Origin of the sequence: Bacillus sp. 1735sda2 (genome assembly GCF_024159245.1) — a bacterium.
GTDB lineage: Bacteria > Bacillota > Bacilli > Bacillales > Bacillaceae > Bacillus > Bacillus pumilus_O.
The window spans coordinates 1,223,398-1,239,234 of sequence record NZ_JAMYWZ010000001.1 but is presented as its reverse complement, the minus strand read 5'-3'; the positions used below and the strand labels follow the sequence as shown (position 1 = coordinate 1,239,234).

General features: G+C 40.6%; 23 protein-coding genes, 1 tRNA gene and 1 riboswitch. Of the genes, 11 read left to right on the top strand and 13 right to left on the bottom strand.

The features are described 5' to 3' along the window. Window positions 1-5: 5 nt before the first annotated feature. Entirely contained in the window at window positions 6-233 is a 228-nt protein-coding gene (locus NKR21_RS06370) for a hypothetical protein (protein ID WP_144457841.1), read from the bottom strand. 188 nt (window positions 234-421) lie between these two features. After that, entirely contained in the window at window positions 422-628 is a 207-nt protein-coding gene (locus tag NKR21_RS06365) for a helix-turn-helix domain-containing protein (RefSeq protein WP_235562245.1), read from the bottom strand. A 162-nt stretch (window positions 629-790) separates the two neighbouring features. On the opposite strand from NKR21_RS06365, the gene NKR21_RS06360 reads away from it, so the two are divergent. Beyond that, window positions 791-1,336, top strand: a complete 546-nt coding sequence (locus tag NKR21_RS06360; RefSeq protein ID WP_056705029.1) for a helix-turn-helix transcriptional regulator — start codon at window positions 791-793, stop codon at window positions 1,334-1,336. Next, on the top strand, window positions 1,323-2,453 hold the full coding sequence (locus tag NKR21_RS06355; RefSeq protein WP_144457842.1) for a site-specific integrase: 1,131 nt from the start codon (window positions 1,323-1,325) through the stop codon (window positions 2,451-2,453). Before NKR21_RS06360 ends, NKR21_RS06355 begins: the two co-directional genes overlap by 14 nt. A 68-nt stretch (window positions 2,454-2,521) precedes the next feature. Here NKR21_RS06355 and NKR21_RS06350 read toward each other — a convergent pair. The 3 genes from NKR21_RS06350 to NKR21_RS06340 all read right to left on the bottom strand — a co-directional run bounded on the left by NKR21_RS06350 (window position 2,522) and on the right by NKR21_RS06340 (window position 5,016). Continuing rightward, window positions 2,522-2,594, bottom strand: a tRNA-Val gene (locus tag NKR21_RS06350). A gap of 128 nt (window positions 2,595-2,722) precedes the next feature. After that, on the bottom strand, window positions 2,723-3,901 hold the full coding sequence (gene metC, locus NKR21_RS06345) for a cystathionine beta-lyase (protein WP_144457844.1): 1,179 nt from the start codon (window positions 3,899-3,901) through the stop codon (window positions 2,723-2,725). After that, window positions 3,898-5,016, bottom strand: a complete 1,119-nt coding sequence (locus tag NKR21_RS06340) for a methionine biosynthesis PLP-dependent protein (RefSeq protein WP_144457846.1) — start codon at window positions 5,014-5,016, stop codon at window positions 3,898-3,900. The genes metC and NKR21_RS06340 overlap by 4 nt, the downstream gene beginning before the upstream one ends. Window positions 5,017-5,095: 79 nt before the next feature. Further along, window positions 5,096-5,217: riboswitch (SAM riboswitch) on the bottom strand. A gap of 221 nt (window positions 5,218-5,438) precedes the next feature. On the opposite strand from NKR21_RS06340, the gene NKR21_RS06335 reads away from it, so the two are divergent. Genes NKR21_RS06335 through NKR21_RS06325 form a run of 3 tightly spaced genes read left to right on the top strand, consistent with a single transcriptional unit; the run spans window position 5,439 to window position 7,188 of the window. Next, window positions 5,439-6,179, top strand: a complete 741-nt coding sequence (locus NKR21_RS06335; protein ID WP_144457848.1) for an alpha/beta hydrolase — start codon at window positions 5,439-5,441, stop codon at window positions 6,177-6,179. Between the two features lie 52 nt (window positions 6,180-6,231). Continuing rightward, entirely contained in the window at window positions 6,232-6,747 is a 516-nt protein-coding gene (locus NKR21_RS06330; protein ID WP_012009608.1) for a YjcG family protein, read from the top strand. 6 nt (window positions 6,748-6,753) lie between these two features. Continuing rightward, window positions 6,754-7,188, top strand: a complete 435-nt coding sequence (locus NKR21_RS06325; protein ID WP_012009607.1) for a GNAT family N-acetyltransferase — start codon at window positions 6,754-6,756, stop codon at window positions 7,186-7,188. Between the two features lie 80 nt (window positions 7,189-7,268). Here NKR21_RS06325 and NKR21_RS06320 read toward each other — a convergent pair whose 3' ends face one another. Next, complete coding sequence (locus tag NKR21_RS06320; RefSeq protein ID WP_058014270.1) at window positions 7,269-7,526, bottom strand: hypothetical protein; 258 nt, start codon at window positions 7,524-7,526, stop codon at window positions 7,269-7,271. Window positions 7,527-7,652: 126 nt separating this feature from the next. On the opposite strand from NKR21_RS06320, the gene NKR21_RS06315 reads away from it, so the two are divergent. After that, a complete protein-coding gene (locus NKR21_RS06315; RefSeq protein WP_144457850.1) occupies window positions 7,653-9,965 on the top strand; it encodes an ATP-dependent helicase in 2,313 nt (770 codons plus the stop codon). A 16-nt stretch (window positions 9,966-9,981) separates the two neighbouring features. Here NKR21_RS06315 and spoVIF read toward each other — a convergent pair whose 3' ends face one another. The 5 genes from spoVIF to NKR21_RS06295 form a co-directional block, all read right to left on the bottom strand. After that, window positions 9,982-10,239 (bottom strand): sporulation-specific transcription regulator SpoVIF, encoded by a 258-nt coding sequence (spoVIF, locus tag NKR21_RS06310; protein ID WP_003212292.1) that lies wholly within the window; start codon window positions 10,237-10,239, stop codon window positions 9,982-9,984. A gap of 138 nt (window positions 10,240-10,377) precedes the next feature. Then, window positions 10,378-10,515, bottom strand: coding sequence for a YjcZ family sporulation protein (locus NKR21_RS06305; RefSeq protein ID WP_003212017.1), 138 nt, complete (start codon window positions 10,513-10,515; stop codon window positions 10,378-10,380). An 84-nt stretch (window positions 10,516-10,599) separates the two neighbouring features. After that, a complete protein-coding gene (locus tag NKR21_RS06300; RefSeq protein ID WP_088003120.1) occupies window positions 10,600-10,821 on the bottom strand; it encodes a hypothetical protein in 222 nt (73 codons plus the stop codon). A gap of 86 nt (window positions 10,822-10,907) precedes the next feature. After that, complete coding sequence (locus NKR21_RS21150) at window positions 10,908-11,036, bottom strand: hypothetical protein (RefSeq protein WP_260849903.1); 129 nt, start codon at window positions 11,034-11,036, stop codon at window positions 10,908-10,910. A 71-nt stretch (window positions 11,037-11,107) separates the two neighbouring features. Next, window positions 11,108-11,458 carry a DUF1360 domain-containing protein gene (locus tag NKR21_RS06295; RefSeq protein WP_144457879.1) on the bottom strand — a complete coding sequence of 117 codons (351 nt, stop codon included), beginning with the start codon at window positions 11,456-11,458 and terminating at the stop codon, window positions 11,108-11,110. 177 nt (window positions 11,459-11,635) lie between these two features. Between NKR21_RS06295 and NKR21_RS06290 the strand changes: the two genes are divergently transcribed. The 5 genes from NKR21_RS06290 to NKR21_RS06270 all read left to right on the top strand — a co-directional run bounded on the left by NKR21_RS06290 (window position 11,636) and on the right by NKR21_RS06270 (window position 14,257). Next, entirely contained in the window at window positions 11,636-12,022 is a 387-nt protein-coding gene (locus NKR21_RS06290; protein ID WP_041815417.1) for a spore coat protein, read from the top strand. 44 nt (window positions 12,023-12,066) lie between these two features. Next, window positions 12,067-12,402: a hypothetical protein gene (locus NKR21_RS06285; protein WP_041815414.1), complete on the top strand. Its 336-nt coding sequence runs from the start codon at window positions 12,067-12,069 to the stop codon at window positions 12,400-12,402. 88 nt (window positions 12,403-12,490) lie between these two features. Next, entirely contained in the window at window positions 12,491-12,970 is a 480-nt protein-coding gene (locus NKR21_RS06280) for a spore coat protein (protein WP_012009598.1), read from the top strand. 146 nt (window positions 12,971-13,116) lie between these two features. After that, a complete protein-coding gene (locus NKR21_RS06275) occupies window positions 13,117-13,608 on the top strand; it encodes a CotY/CotZ family spore coat protein (RefSeq protein WP_012009597.1) in 492 nt (163 codons plus the stop codon). 205 nt (window positions 13,609-13,813) lie between these two features. Continuing rightward, window positions 13,814-14,257 carry a CotY/CotZ family spore coat protein gene (locus NKR21_RS06270; protein WP_012009595.1) on the top strand — a complete coding sequence of 148 codons (444 nt, stop codon included), beginning with the start codon at window positions 13,814-13,816 and terminating at the stop codon, window positions 14,255-14,257. Between the two features lie 35 nt (window positions 14,258-14,292). Here the strand turns inward: NKR21_RS06270 and NKR21_RS06265 are convergent, their stop codons facing one another. After that, window positions 14,293-14,907, bottom strand: a complete 615-nt coding sequence (locus NKR21_RS06265) for a spore coat CotO family protein (RefSeq protein WP_088003117.1) — start codon at window positions 14,905-14,907, stop codon at window positions 14,293-14,295. 114 nt (window positions 14,908-15,021) lie between these two features. Continuing rightward, the gene (gene fabI / locus NKR21_RS06260; RefSeq protein WP_003211867.1) at window positions 15,022-15,798 is read right to left on the bottom strand and encodes an enoyl-ACP reductase FabI; all 777 of its coding nucleotides are present in this window, start codon (window positions 15,796-15,798) and stop codon (window positions 15,022-15,024) included. Between the last annotated feature and the right edge of the window lie 39 nt (window positions 15,799-15,837).

The following is a 15,837-nucleotide window of genomic DNA, read 5'->3' as shown; positions in this document are numbered from 1 at the left end:
TATCACTATATGAATTGCAATTCTTTATCTATCTCAACATCAGCTGCAGGATCAAATAGCTTGATCATCTTGTTGATTTCACTCTTTGGGAGCAAGTCAAATTCTTTGATATGCCTGTTGTGCTGAAGCCATAATGGAAATCGGTCTATTAGATCGTCATTCTGCGCTATGAACTCATGCATCATTATGTTTTGTGCTAGTTGCCAAGATGAGAAGTTTTGCATATCTCTCATTATAAATCACCTCGCTTCCAATTAGATGTAAATTTTTAATTGTGGGTTATTCAGTTGTCAAAGAACGTGAGTTGATCTAGGTTGAGTTGGAGTAGTGCCAGTCTATTTTTCTATTAGATATGTAGAAACTGTTCATTTGGATCACTCCGATTATGTTATAGGGTGTTGCTTATGTATGTATTCGTTTATTAAGCATAATGGCCTTCACCATACCACCATCTCTTAAAGCTTTCTGTAGGTACTTTAATTCTGTTCTTACCGACTCTCACCACATGAAACTTTCCACTTTTGCATAATGCATATGCAGTGTCTCTTCCTGCTCCTGTGATACGTCTAATATCTTGCACATCAAGTGCAACTTTCTCTAAAAGCGTGTTTAGTTCTTCTTGCGTCATACATTCACCTCCTTCAGTTTTCTGATTCATCCTATTTTGTAGGTATGAACCAATCATATAATTAAATAATTAATAAATCAATAGTTATTTAATATTTTTTATTTAATTACCTGTTATTTAATTGTGTTATAATGAGGATAAGAAATTTGGAGGTTTTATGATATGAATGAAAAAATAGCTGCATTATTTAAATCCTACAGAACATCTGAGAGCATAAGCTCTGCAGAGTTAGCTGAAAGGGCAGGTGTTTCACAAGGTACAATCTCAAATATTGAGAACGGAAAATTCGGCAAAAGAAAAAATAGTCTTGAGACTATCAGAAAAATCATTCTTGCTGTTAGAATGCCTATATCAGATGATGTTGCAGAGTATATAGAAATTAATGCAGATGGGGATAATTTCAAAGAAAGCACTGTGTATAAAGCTGGTGCACACACCCATATACCTGCTACAAAAAACACCTTTTTAAAAATAAAGGCAGAAACTTTTTTAAACAGTGAAGGATTAGATAAAGAAGATGAGGATGCTGTAGAATTACGCAAACAAAGTCATTACTTCGAAAGTGATATCATTTTATCTACTTATTTAAAATTTATAGAAGATCACCAGGGAGAAATCAATCAGATAGTGATGCGAAAATTACAGGAAAGAGGGGCAAAGCTGTACAAACAGTATTATCAGGAGGAAAAAAATAATGGCAAGCGTTAAAAAAGATAAACGCAACGGAAATTGGTATTATGTTTTCGACATGGGAAAAGATGAAAATGGAAAAAGAAAACAAAGAAAACGTGGTGGCTTTAAATTAAAGAAAGACGCAGAAGAGGCACTTAGAAATGATATTCAAATGTTTCATGCTGGTGATTTAAACAATTCAAAAAATATCGTTTTTTCTGAGGTCGTCAATCGATGGTTAAATATAAAAACTCCTGATGTGAGTAATCAAACTTTGAAAGTGTACCATTATAATTTAAAAAATCACATACTCCCTGCACTCGGGAGTATCAAGTTGGCAGATGTAACCACTCAGACTGTTCAGCTTTTCATCAATAGATTAGTTAAATCAGGCTTATCAGCTGCAACTGTTAAAAAGATATACCATATGATTAACAACATAATGAGGACGGCTGTTGAAGATGAACTAATTAATAAAAATCCTGTCGAAAAGGTTCGCAAGCCGTCTGTAAAACGAAAAGAAGTAGAGGTGTGGACACCTGAACAAATGTCTTTGTTTCTTGATCACACTAGAAATAGTCGATATTACATTGCGTTTTGGCTTGCTATTTCGTTCGGCTTAAGACAAGGCGAAATTTTGGGACTCAGATTTAAAGATATTGATTTTAATAATGGAGTATTAAGGATTGTTCAGACGTTAGAACATTCAGGCGGTCAATTGAAATATGGGGGGAAATCATCATCAAGTATAAGGTCGATTGATTTGTCAGACCACGATATCCACATCTTAACAAAACAAAAAGAAAGAGTACGAAAAGAACAGAAATTAAGCGGAAAACTTTATACAAATAGAGACTTAGTTGTATGCTCAGAAACAGGAAACCCGATTAATCCTAGAAATTTATTAAGACAATTCAAAGCATATTTAAAACAATTAGAATTACCTGATATCCCTTTCCACAATCTCAGACATTCACACGCTTCTTTGCTATTAACTAAGTTTCATCCTAAAGTTGTTCAAGAAAGACTAGGCCATAAAGATATACAGATTACACTTAACACCTACTCACATTTAATGCCAAACATGCAAAGGGACGCTTCCACGTTTATCAGCGACATGTTACAAGGCAAACAAAAAGAGGAATCACAATAAAATGTGACTCCTCTTTTTTGTGACTCCAACGTGACACAAGAATGTGCTCGGAACGCTGAAACCCTTGATGATTCCGACTGGGCTCGAACCAGCGACCTCTACCCTGTCAAGGTAGCGCTCTCCCAGCTGAGCTACGGAATCGGGTTATGTATCAGTTCTGGGGTTTCTGTTACTGACAGTCTCTATTATATAACCATCATGATCAATCGTCAATGGTTTTGTTCAAAAAAGGTCAAAAAGCCGGCAGCTGTGCCGGCTTTTTCTCACCTTCATGATTGGTTGACAAGAACGGGCTTTAATTGATCGAGTGCTTGTTTGAAGTCGCGTTTGAGGTCTTCTCCGTTTTCTACTCCTACACTTAATCGAAGCAGGCCATCCGTAATCCCTCTTTTTTTTCTTTCTTCTTTTGGCATAGCCGCATGTGACATTTTGGCTGGGTATGACAGGATCGATTCGACGGCGCCAAGGCTGACGGCGAATACAGGTAATGTGACAGCGTCCACTAATTCTTTGACTGCTGCTTCGTTTTCTAATTCAAATGAGAGAACGGCTCCAGCTCCGCTTGCTTGCTTTCGCTGAATGTCTGCTCCTGGATGGTCATCTAAGCCTGGATAGTATACTTTTTTCACCGCAGGATGTTCTTTCAGGAATGAAGCGAGTTCAAATGCCGTTTGGCTGGCTTTTTCCAATCTCACCTGAAGGGTTTTTAACCCCCTTAACACAAGCCAGCAATCCTGCACGCCAAGGACCGCACCGAAGGAGTTTTGCAGCGAATAGAGTTCCTCTCCCAGCTTCTCATCTTTCACCACCGCTAAGCCTGACAGTACATCACTGTGGCCGCTCAAAAATTTCGTTGCGCTGTGCAGGACAACGTCAACGCCAAGGTCGAGCGGACGCTGAAGAGCCGGTGTTAAAAATGTATTATCTAAAAATGTCAGACAGTCATGTTCTTTCGCAAGCTGGACGACGCCCTCTATATCCGTAATTCCTAGCGTCGGGTTTGACGGTGTTTCCATGTAAATGACCTTCGTATTCGATTGAATGCCTTTTTTGACTTCATTCAAATCCGTCATGTCCACAAAGGTATGCTCAATGCCGAATCTTGAAAGGACTTGGGTGATCATACGAAATGTACCACCATACACATCTCTTGTGACAAGGACGTGATCTCCTTTTGATAATAGAAGAAAAGCAGTGGAGATGGCTGCCATGCCAGATGCAAAAGCAAGCCCTCTCGTTCCTCCTTCTAGCGCCGCAATCGTATCCTCTAACGCTTGACGTGTGGGAGTCCCCGATCTTGAGTAGTCATATTGACCAAAATCATCAAAGCTGCTTTGATGAAAGGTGGACGCATGCTGAATCGGCACACTGACTGCACCTGTTGAACGGTCTGTTTTGAATGCGTTATGAACGAGTTGGGTTTCGAATGTCCAATCATGTGTGGTCATTTGGCATGTACCTCCTCTTTTACTTGTGATAGTGCCTGCTTTAGGTCTGCCTTCAGGTCATCTACGTGCTCAATACCAACGGAGAAACGGAGCAGTTTGTTACACACACCGTTTGCAATGCGAATTTCCTCAGGAATATCCATGTGCGTTTGCGTCGCAGGATACGTGATAAAACTTTCAATTCCGCCAAGACTTTCAGCAAAACAAATCGTTTTCAGCTGCTTTAAAAATGGATTGACCCAGTCTTCTTCGGCTACACGGAATGACAGCATTCCTCCCTTGCCTGGGTAAAGGACATCTTGAATTTCTGGCTGTTTCTTTAAAAACTCGGCTAGCTCCTGCGCATTTGCCTCGTGCTGGCGCATTCTAAGAGCCAGTGTTTTCATCCCTCTCATTAATAGCCATGAGTCAAATGGTGATAGAACCGCTCCTATCGCATTTTGATGCTGGAACATGTCTTCAGACAGCTGCTCTCCTTTTGTGACCACAAGCCCGGCAAGAACGTCATTATGTCCGCCTAAATATTTGGTTGCGCTATGAATGACAATGTCCGCTCCAAGCGTAATCGGCTTTTGCAAGACTGGTGTGTAAAAGGTGTTATCGACAATGACCAAAGCGCCATGTTCTTTTGCAATCTTCGCTATTTTTTGAATATCCGCTTCTTGCATAAGTGGATTTGTCGGCGTCTCAATAAAGACTGCTTTTGTGTTTGGCGTGATTTTAGAGCGTAAACAGTCTTCATCTGAAAAATCATCGTAAAGAAAACGTAAGCCGTACTTTTTCCATTCGTTTTCAAACAAACGGTATGTACCGCCATATAGGTCTGATGAGACGATGAGTTCATCACCGCTTTCAAATAGCGCCATGATCGTTTGGATCGCAGCCATTCCCGAACTGAAGGCAAATCCGGCCGTCCCTTCTTCGAGTGAAGCAATCGCATCCTCTACAAGCTGCCTTGTTGGATTTTTCGTTCGAATGTAATCAAATCCGGTTGATTCCCCTATGCCTCTATGTCTGTATGCTGTTGAAAGATAAACGGGGGGACTGACCGTACCAGTCGCCTCTTCGCTACGGTTTCCAATTTGCGCTAATGTCGTTTCCACATGTTCTGTCATTTGACACCATCCTAAGTAAAAATCTGATTTCAAAACAGAAAACCCCTTCTTCATAAGAAGAAGGGGTTTTAATCGCTTCCTCTTATCTTCCAAGCAAAAAAGCTGCTTGCTGGATTTAGCACCTTGGTACATCACATGAAGTGATGCATACCGGTTGCTGAGGTTTCAAAGGGCCAGTCCCTCCACCTCTCACGATAAGAATGTGTTGTCTGTCTGTTCTAATTCTTAATACTGTAACGCATTAAATCTCATTTTTCAAGAGGAATCTGAATAATTAATTGAAATTTTCTGTATTTTATAACAGATTCGGTGTTAACTGAATTGAATGCATGTTAGCATATAGGAACAACGCTATTTTTCATGTTACAATGAATGGAAACGTTTCACTTTGTGATGAAATCGGTTAGCTGGAGGAATGGATTATGGTGAAGAAAACAGGCATTATTCAAGAAGAAACCTTACATTCAAAAGAACTTGGGGCGGATATGACCCTTTTGATCTATTTGCCAGTCAATTACTCCCCCCTTTATACATATCATGTCATCATTGCCCAAGATGGTCATGATTATTTCCGTTTAGGCAAAATAGGCAGACAGGCAGAAGAATTGATGCAAAACAAAGAAATGGAACGCTCCATTATCATTGGCGTCCCTTATGAAAATGTCACAGAAAGAAGGAATATGTATCATCCAGATGGCACAAAATTTGAAGCGTATAAACGCTTTTTAGCAAATGAACTTGTCCCTTATATTGATACGCACTATCCAACCTATCAAATTGGCTCAGGACGCACATTTATTGGTGATTCTCTGGGTGCTACGATTTCTCTTATGACAGCGATTGATTATCCTTCTTTATTTGGCGGACTCATTTTGCAGTCACCTTACGTTGATGAGTCAGTCTTAGAAGCTGTTAAACAGTCGACAGCCCTTTCTCATTATGCGATTATCCATCAAATTGGACTGGAAGAAACGGCTGTGAAAACGACAGATGGTCAAGTGCTCGATTTTATTCAACCGAACGACGATTTAAAGGCACTTCTTGAACAGTCAGGTGCAGATTATTTATTTGAGACATTCGAAGGGGATCATAAATGGACGTTTTGGCAACCGCTCATTGCGCCTTCGTTAAAAAGAATGCTCCCATATTCGTTAATCAACTGAATTTTGTTATAATAAACAATAATAAATACTTTCTTAATCAGGAGGGAACAAGATGAAATACGGAGTTGTTTTATTTCCATCAAAAAAATTGCAAGATATTGCGAACTCTTACCGAAAGCGTTATGATCCGAACTATGCACTCATACCGCCTCATTTAACACTTAGAACACCTTTTGAACTAACGGATCTAGAAGCAGCTGAGGTCGTCTCAACGCTAAGAGAATATGCAAAAAATGCTTCTCCTATTACATTACGTATTAAAAAATTCAGTTCATTCGCTCCTGTAAACAATGTTATTTATATGAAAGTAGAACCGAACGAAGAAATCATGGCACTCAATGAAAGATTGTATGCAGATCCACTTGAAGGTACACCTGAATATGCCTTTGTTCCTCATGTGACAGTGGCTCAAAAACTCTCAGATGATGAGCATTCAGACGTTCTTGGTACATTAAAGCTCAGAAAGATTGACCATGAAGAAACAGTGGATCGCTTCCACCTTTTATATCAACTAGAGAACGGATCTTGGACCGTCTATGAAACATTTATTTTAGGAGAAGAGGGTTAAGGAGATTTGAAAACAGTCATCGCAACAGCACAAACACAACGAGAAGATGCATATTACGTTCGAAAAGAAGTATTCGTCAAAGAACAAGAAGTCCCATTAGAGATTGAAATAGATGAATTAGAAGACGAGGCCATTCATTTTGTCATTTATAATGATGAAATGAAGCCTCAAGCAGCCGCTAGATTGCGGATCATTGAAGGACCAAAGGCAAAGCTAGAACGAATTTGTGTGTTAAAAGAGGCACGCGCTTTCGGCCTTGGCCACAAACTATTAGAAGCGCTAGAAACAGAAGCCATTGCGAATGGAGCGAAGGAAGCGGTTATGCACGCACAAGTCCAAGCCCTTCCTTTCTACGAAAAGAAAGGTTACAAAGCCATTTCTGAACCGTTTGAAGAAGCAGGAATCACACATGTCAAAATGACAAAAACTCTGTCTGTTTGACCATTAGAAAAAGCCAGCGCATCCATGATGCCCTGGCTTTTTCTTTATCATCGTTCGTCAATGGAAGAAAGCGCAATCATTTATATATACGTATTAATATGAACGCCTTTGCCTTCCTCCATAAACATATCTCGTACAAAGCGTTCCCGCTTTTTTTGCTGTACTTTCGTTTCTGCTTCTGTCACTAAATCCTCTTTTTTCTCCAGCTCTCTGTATACCTTGTCATGAAAGGTGCGCGTAACCTTAGTTACTTTCGCGTAGTCTTCTTTATCCTGAGGAGCAGGACGATTGATATATTGAAAATACAGATCCGGCTGAATCGGGGCTATATATCCCATCAAGAACGCCTCCTTTGCTTCTCTTCTACTCTACTATTCCCTAATTATGACTGTTTGAAACACGTCTCATTTGATATGATTAGATGTGTTTCTTTTTAAGATTGATTAACTATTGGAGGACTAGCTTTGAAATGCGCACGACGACATGATCGAACGATCTCATTACATACGTATTCGAGAGAACATTATCAATTCCTCCATGACGAGGGAAAAAAAGGGCATTTATTCTGCCCATATTGCGGCCAACCCATCTTTTTCAGATTAAATATACATGAAAAACCTGCCTTTATTCATAAACATATGTCTCAGCAAGAGATATGTGAACAAGCAGAAGAACAAGAAGTTCAGAAAAAACACGCAGAACAAAAGGAAAGTGCTTCTTATAAAGAACGTGGGGGCTTCCGTTTTCCAACAGGCAAACAAATCATCTCGCAAACGAATGATTCATATGAGTGGCAGGAACCAAGGTCGATTCAATTTAGCGATGCATTACATTTAGAAGAGAATGAACAAGCACATACCATCGATCTCTTTCCACATATCACCTTTAGCACACCGCAGCTTCAAGCTGTCACACATAAAGACGGTCCAATGCTTGTACTGGCTGGCGCTGGTAGCGGGAAAACAAGAGTCCTGACAGCAAGAGCGGCTTATCTCATGTCACATCATCACATTCCTGCTCACCACATCTTACTCGTGACGTTCACCACAAAAGCCAGTAGTGAAATGAAAGAAAGACTGCGCAAGCAATATCAGCTGCACCCATCACAAGCAAGCCAAGTGGTGACAGGCACCTTCCACAGTCTTTTTTATAAAATGCTGCTTCACGATGACGCAAACAAATGGAACGGCCAGCACCTGATCAAGTTTGATTGGCAGAAAGAGCAGTACATTCGGAAAGCCATCATGAATGAAGGACTTGATGAAAAAGACTACCCTACCGATCAAGTCCTGCAATCAATCGGCTATTGGAAAAATGCTTTCTTACCAGGCGACCTTCCTGATTTGAAGGATGAAAAGGAAAAACACATGTGGACGATCTATCAATCTTATGAACAGCAAAAACGAGACAATCAGCAATTTGACTTTGATGACATGGCGATTGCCTGCTTGCACATGCTGACAGAACAGCCTGAACTGCTGAAACGGTATCAAGACCGGTTCCAATATATATTGGTGGATGAATTTCAGGATATAAATCCAGTTCAATATCAATTGATTCAGCTATTAGCTGGAGAATCTGAGCAGCTATTTTGTGTTGGTGATGATGATCAAGCCATTTATGCCTTTAGGGGCAGTAATCCTGCTTTCATTCTTGAATTCAAACGGGACTACCCTTCGGCTCAGATTGTCCATTTACATGCCAATTACCGCTCGCATCATACGATTGTCGCAAGTGCCGATGCCATTATTAAGAAAAATCAGCATCGTTATGAGAAAACATTAAAAGCCGTCCGATCGGAGACAATCCCTCCTACGCTATTTTATCCATATGACGAGGAAGAGGAAGCGACCATGATCGTGGCAGATATTCAGGAGAAAATTAAAAACGGCGCAAAGCCGAATGATATCTGCGTGCTCTTTCGCACCAATACGGGAGGCCGTGCAATTTATGAGCGTCTGCATCAATCTGCGATTCCGTATGAGACGGAGGCTGGTGTCAAAGCCTTTTACAGCAGACGAATTGTTCGAGTTCTTCTCGCCTTTCTCTCTTTAAGTCAGGATGCTGATGATGTGGCCGCTATGAAACAGCTGCTTCCGGTATTCTTTTTAAAGCAGCAGACCTTAAACACAATGAAGGCGTTGACCATTACGGAAGATTGTTCAATGGTCGACGCACTCGGAAAACTAACAGATATTCAGCCGTTTCAACAGAAAAAGTTACAATCCATTGTCCCTCTGTTCCGCACGTTACGAAATTTAAAGCCGTCTGACGCTGTGGCGTTTATTGAACAAAAGATGGGACTAGGTGATTACTTAAAAAAACGAGTGAATGATACGAATGTGCTTGAAAAAGGGACGGATGACGTACGAGATGTGAAAACTGCTGCCAAACGCTTTGAAACGATAGAAGCCTTTCTCGCACATGCCGAACATATGAAGTCTGCCGAAAAGGAAAAAACAGACGAACCAGGTGTTCAGCTCATGACGATCCACCGTGCAAAAGGACTGGAATTCCAAACGGTGTACATCACTTGTGTGGTCGACGGAGCACTTCCACATGATTTCTCACTCGATGAACTCAGAAACGGTTCTGAAGAAGCCTTGGAAGAAGAGCGCCGTTTATTATACGTGGCTATGACAAGAGCTGAACAATCTCTTTATCTATCGGTTCCATCGTTTAGACGAGAGAAAACCGCTCATCGCTCGCGTTTTTTATATCCCCTTCTAAAGAAAAATCGAGCATTATTCATAGAAAAACAACAGGCCCCCCTTTAAGCGGAGAGCCTGTTGTTTATTTTTTGTTATTCATCATTTTAGCGATGGTATTGAAATCAAGCTTTTCTTTTCCACTTGTAATCGATTGAACGATTTTGTCTTCCATTTCTTTCGGTACACGTTTGTTTGCAAGCTGTGCTACTTTTTTAATGACGCCTCGAACCGTTGCTTCGTCTTTAAAGTTCGCATTTTGCAAAGAACCTGCCAGTTTAAAGACATCGTTCATATTCACACCCGTTTTATTTTCAACGCTTTTAAAGAATTTATTATCCATTCATTTGCCTCCTCTTTATGGAGTAATCACCTTACTATATGAAAATAGGCGAGATATGTGCCTATCCTAAAGCCTTGTTTGCCCAAAGAGAAAGGAAAGCAAAAGGCTCCCCCATTGCTTCCCTCACCTTCTTACTGTTTAGTTAAAGAAAGAAGCACCAACGATAATTAGAAGGATGAAAAGCACAACGACAAGAACAAATGTTGATCCATATCCGCCGCCGTAACCTCCGCCGTAGCCGCCGCAAGAACCGCCACCGTAACCGTAACAACTCATATATAAGCACCTCCTCTTCTCCCTTACAAAATATGAAAAATACAACAAATGGTTTGGACGATCACATAAAAAAGTGCGGAATTTTTATTTCTGCTGTTTAAAGACGTAATCTGCCTCTCCATGACGCACCATGAATGCTTCTGTTTCTTTCGCAAAAGCATCCATCTTCACGCCAAATGCTTTTAAATGCTCTTCAAGATCCTGCGCTTTATCCGCTAGATCCATTTCAACCTTTTCGTGCGCTTGCTCTTTCCCATCATGGGGTTTAGTGAACAAGGAACCGATTAATTGTTCGAATGCATCCATTCTGGTCACCCCTTCTCTCTTACATATGCATCACTCAAAAAAAGGGCAACAAAAAAACCGGATAAATCCGGCTTTTGTTTTCTCTTCTATTGAGGTTTCTTTTTCTTTCCACAGCCGCAGCCTGCTTTTTTGATTTTCTTCGTATAAACAGATTGTTGATTTGACTGCGCTGGATAACCTTGAAGCATATGTGACGGCGTTTCAGTTGGTTTCATCGCAACCCTTCCTTTCCTATTCCATGATAGTATATGCATGTTTTGAAAGCGTGTCTGATCAGAATGCCTGTTTATTTCACCAGTTTTGAGACAATTGCTTCAATAATGCCTGCTGCTGCGGCAATGGCTAATAGTAAATTAAGCCACATGCTGATGACAGGAAATAGTATGTATATCAGAAGTAATGCAGCAGTGCACCACATACCAGTACACCAATAACAGCTTAACAGCTCCCCTATCCAAGACCGCAGCCCTTTCCCTTTAATGATGATATATGTCTCTACTTCACCTTGTTCATTGACCTCTTCTTGTTCTTCATGAAATAAACGGCGGAAAGGCGCAGTAATGGTATCAAACACAACGAGCCTCGTCAGTCTAAAGGATGCGAGGGCAAACACGAGAAATGACAAAGTACCGCTCAGGAGCCTCCACCTCCTTCTTTCTTCTTTTTTGCGTCCTTTCTTTATATATGCAAAAAGAAAGACCGCCATGATGAATCGAGCGGAAATAAAATTGGGTTGTACTTTTTCACACTTTCCGATTCCACCTTGAGCCTCTGCTGCATTAAATAATGTATAGATAAGAAAGGAGTGAAAGTATTGTCTATTGAAGAAAGTGCTGATTTATTATACACACAACTGTTAAACGAATTAATCAGCAATTATGATGATTTCATTGAGATCAAAGATTCCGAAAATGTCACGATTCATAAAACAGATGTAACAGCCGCACTCTCCCTTCAAGCGACCGTAACGACAATCATTACTCTTTTAATCCAACTTCTTGTACCTGACGATGAACTGGCTACAGAAATCACAGATCAGCTTTTAGCCACACAACAAGTGACCGTCCAAAAGAAGACTGTGATCCAAATCATCAATTGCTATAACGTCACGATTACATTATCAGACGCATCTATTATGAACTCTGTCCAAATCCTCACTCAAACATTGAATGTGCTATTAGTTGAAGCCGGCATTCTTTGACCCTTTCTTTTTCTAACATTATGTATGAAAGAGGTGAAATAATCGTGGCTGAAGAGAACGAAAAAAAGGAATTTCAAATCAATACTGAGGTTGATCCATTAACGAGTCTTCTTGTGAGTGATATTTTAAACAAAAACAATATCACAGATGATCAGAAAGCAAACATTTCAGATGATCAAAGAAGAATGATTTTGAAATTAGTTGAGGACTTACAAAAGAAAGCAGATGACTTCGTACAGCAGCAGCAGGAGAAAAAAAGGCAGGCTGAGGCAGCAAAACATGTCGAAGAAGTAGCGCCTGAACCGCAAGTACGTCCAAAACGAAATTCACTTCGAGATCGTATTCAGCAGCGCCGTGATGCGCAGCGAAACAACGATTAAATAAAAATGGGTTGCGTGATAGGGTAAATGCCCGAGACAAAACGACGCATGCCAGCATTTAATAAAGTAAACGGAAGGAGGAATAGAAATGGATTCTAAACCATATTCTTGGGTCGCTCTAGATCGTAACTGTACACACCACGGCGATTACAACTATGAAAGAAAAGCTGTTTGTGACGGCAACTATTATGATGATGAAGACGTCTTGCAAGATTTTGATCAAGTGAGTGTGACAAAGCAGACATCTGAGGAAGTCATTATTGTTAGAGACTCTTGTGACATTAATGTCTCTTCTGTTGATGCACAGGTTGCAGCATCTATCCAAGTAGCAGTTCAAACAGCGATCATTACCATTACAAATATCTCAATCGCAGACGGTGATTTAGCTGACCGCGTCACTCAAGATCTCTTACAAGCCGCTACTCACAAACAAACAAACCGCCAGAAACTTGTCATCGAAAACTCTAGAAACGTTACAGTATCAACTATCGATGCGGATATCTCGATCGCGATTCAAACACTTACTCAAACACTTGTTGCGACAATCGTTGCAATCGGTATCCTCTAATGTCCAAAAGCAGAGCGAAAAGCTCTGCTTTTCCTTTTATAAAAATACAACAAATATAAATGGTCATTTACCCACACCAACTAGAGGGCGCATACATATGTTGTTAAGGACTAAAGTCAAATACCTTGTTAAAGGAGCTGAAATCCATGAGCTGCGGAAAACACCATGGCCGACATGATGAAAACTGTGTATGCGATGCGGTTGATAAGATTTTAGCAGAGCAGGAAGCTGTAGAAGATAAATGTCCTACAAGCTGCTACAGTAATTTATTAAGCCCGACAGTTTCTGGAAAAGATACCATTCCGTTTTTACTTTTTGATAAAAAGGGCGGATTGTTTTCTACTTTCGGAAACATTGGAGGATTTGTTGACGATTGCCAATGCTTCGAATCCATTTTCTTCCGGGTTGAAAAATTAAACGACTGCTGTGCTACGTTATCTGTATTAAGACCTGTTGATGTACACGGACATACGCTGAGCGTTTGTCACCCTTGTGACCCTGACTTCTTTGGTTTAGAGAAAACAGACTTTTGTATCGAGGTTGATCTAAACTGCTTCTGCGCAATCCAATGTTTAAACCCAGAACTAGTAGACAGAGTCATGCCAACGAAAGATAAAAAGCATCATCACCACGGCTAAACCGATCGTCCGTTGACCTAACTTGTCATGAGTCAAAGCATCCCCTTCCTTACGAATGACAGTCAATCGTGCGGAGCAGTCAGCATAAGAGCTGCCGCTTCCGCATTGATTGAAAGTAGAAGTATCAACCGGCAAAACAAAAAGCTTGTAGATGATGACAGTGCTCAAACACTCAAACAAATTTCCTAGTATAGGAGGGTTGAATATGAGCCGCAAACATTCATGGAATTGTGTAGCAGAGGCTGTTGAAAATATTAACGACTTGCAAAATGCCGTTGAAGAAGAATGCCCGACCAGCTGTTACAGCAATCTCCTTTCTCCATCTCATTCATTAGGTGACACTGTCCCGTTTGTTCTCTTTACATCTAAATCAAAACCATTCGTCGCATTCGGTAACGTCGGAGAAGTAGATGCAGGTCCTTGCTTCAGCACTACATTTTTCAGAGTCGAACACATCTCTGACCACTGCGCAACACTCAGCTTGCTTATCGCATTTGACAAAGACCGTCATATTTTAGATTTTACAGATAAAGACTCCGTATGTGATGTGTTCCGATTAGAAAAATCGAAGTATTGCATTGAAGTAGATCTAGACTGCTTCTGCGCAATCGAGTGCTTAAATCCACGACTCATCAACCGTAACTGCTAACAAAAAAAGTCCCTCTATGGGACTTTTTTTATTTGTTAAAAACCAAGCGGATGAATCGAGGAAATGTCATCTATTGCTAATTCAACTGGATTTCCCCCGCCCGCTGTTCGAATGACCACTGTATCTTCTTTTCGATCCATAATAATCCCTCTATATGTTTTACCATCAGCTTCAATCAGGCAAAGGGCTCTTGGCATATTATGAGGCAGGCTTGTGAGAAAATCGACTTTTTCGTCAATACTCATCTGACTTAAAGGCTTTTTCACTCGTTTTCTTCTAGGTTCTTCTTTTGTTTCATGAAATACACCTTCTGGCGGCTTTTCCTCTTCTCGCTCGGGTTTTTGTTCTTGTATAAGCTCTGGTTCTTTCGTGATGTCTTCTTCTTGGGTATGATCTGTTTCTTGAATCATGTCTTGCACTTGCTGACGCGCAGGCGGCTCGACTTCTTTTTTCTTTTCGATTTCTTGAGCAACGGGGTCCTCGTGCGTACTTTCTTCCATCTTGTCTTTTTTACTCTTAGACATTTCTTGTGGTTTTTCTGATTTCTTTCGTTTTCTTACGATATTTTGCATGGCTGGCATTGATTCATCATAGCTCGGCTGAACAATATACATAAGCGGCTTCTGGTTCTCATCACCTTTATTTGACATACTAATCCCTCCCGAATGATTCATTCCTTATATATATGAGCGGACGCCTCAAATCAGAAGAAAAATAAAAAAACAGCATACCCTCATTCGGTATGCTGCAAATCATTTATTTGTTTAGCGAGCAATGATATGGAAGCCAGAATCAACATGCAGATTCTCACCTGTCATGCCGCGTGATAGATCGCTGAATAAGAATAGAGCTGTATCGCCAACTTCTTCAGGAGTCGTTGTACGGCGAAGCGGTGCACGCTCTTCAATATCCTTCAGAATGGTATTGAAGCCACTGATGCCTTTTGCAGACAGCGTACGAATGGGGCCAGCAGAAATACTATTCACACGAATACCTTCTGCGCCTAAATCAGCTGCTAAATATTTCACACTTGCTTCAAGTGCTGCTTTTGCTACGCCCATTACGTTGTAGTTAGAAACCACACGCTCTCCACCTAGGTATGTAAGCGTGACGATGCTCCCGCCTTCTGTCATCAATGGACGTGCTGCTTTTGCTACAGCCGTTAAAGAGTATGCACTAATGTTGTGCGCCAAAAGGAACCCTTCACGATTTGTATTTAAGTATTCACCGACAAGCTCTTCTTTGTTTGCAAATGCAATCGCATGCGCAACGCCATGAATGACTTGTACTTTTTCTTTAATTGTAGCGAAACATTTTTCGATTTCTTCATCACTTGTCACGTCACATGGAAGAATGATTGAATCATCGCGCTCAAGTGTGCTTGCAAGTTCTTTTACAGATTCAGCAAGACGATCTCCAACATAAGTAAAAATCAAACGAGCTCCAGCTTCGTGAAGTGAGCGTGCAATTCCCCAAGCGATGCTTCGTTTGTTGGCAACACCCATTACCACGATATTACGGCCTTCTAAAGAAAAGTTCATATGTAATAAAGCCTCCTATTTTTTCAAGACATAGTATTA

Coding starts and splice junctions, on each gene's coding strand:
- NKR21_RS06330 (WP_012009608.1), top strand. CDS start 6,232: ATGAAATACGGAGTTGTTTTATTTCCATCAAAAAAATTGCAAGATATT.
- NKR21_RS06320 (WP_058014270.1), bottom strand. CDS start 7,526: ATGGGATATATAGCCCCGATTCAGCCGGATCTGTATTTTCAATATATC.
- NKR21_RS06335 (WP_144457848.1), top strand. CDS start 5,439: ATGGTGAAGAAAACAGGCATTATTCAAGAAGAAACCTTACATTCAAAA.
- metC (WP_144457844.1), bottom strand. CDS start 3,901: ATGACCACACATGATTGGACATTCGAAACCCAACTCGTTCATAACGCA.
- NKR21_RS06305 (WP_003212017.1), bottom strand. CDS start 10,515: ATGAGTTGTTACGGTTACGGTGGCGGTTCTTGCGGCGGCTACGGCGGA.
- NKR21_RS06280 (WP_012009598.1), top strand. CDS start 12,491: ATGGATTCTAAACCATATTCTTGGGTCGCTCTAGATCGTAACTGTACA.
- NKR21_RS06265 (WP_088003117.1), bottom strand. CDS start 14,907: ATGTCAAATAAAGGTGATGAGAACCAGAAGCCGCTTATGTATATTGTT.
- NKR21_RS06355 (WP_144457842.1), top strand. CDS start 1,323: ATGGCAAGCGTTAAAAAAGATAAACGCAACGGAAATTGGTATTATGTT.
- NKR21_RS06370 (WP_144457841.1), bottom strand. CDS start 233: ATGAGAGATATGCAAAACTTCTCATCTTGGCAACTAGCACAAAACATA.
- NKR21_RS21150 (WP_260849903.1), bottom strand. CDS start 11,036: ATGAAACCAACTGAAACGCCGTCACATATGCTTCAAGGTTATCCAGCG.
- fabI (WP_003211867.1), bottom strand. CDS start 15,798: ATGAACTTTTCTTTAGAAGGCCGTAATATCGTGGTAATGGGTGTTGCC.
- NKR21_RS06300 (WP_088003120.1), bottom strand. CDS start 10,821: ATGGATGCATTCGAACAATTAATCGGTTCCTTGTTCACTAAACCCCAT.
- NKR21_RS06360 (WP_056705029.1), top strand. CDS start 791: ATGAATGAAAAAATAGCTGCATTATTTAAATCCTACAGAACATCTGAG.
- spoVIF (WP_003212292.1), bottom strand. CDS start 10,239: ATGGATAATAAATTCTTTAAAAGCGTTGAAAATAAAACGGGTGTGAAT.
- NKR21_RS06275 (WP_012009597.1), top strand. CDS start 13,117: ATGAGCTGCGGAAAACACCATGGCCGACATGATGAAAACTGTGTATGC.
- NKR21_RS06365 (WP_235562245.1), bottom strand. CDS start 628: ATGACGCAAGAAGAACTAAACACGCTTTTAGAGAAAGTTGCACTTGAT.
- NKR21_RS06270 (WP_012009595.1), top strand. CDS start 13,814: ATGAGCCGCAAACATTCATGGAATTGTGTAGCAGAGGCTGTTGAAAAT.
- NKR21_RS06340 (WP_144457846.1), bottom strand. CDS start 5,016: ATGACAGAACATGTGGAAACGACATTAGCGCAAATTGGAAACCGTAGC.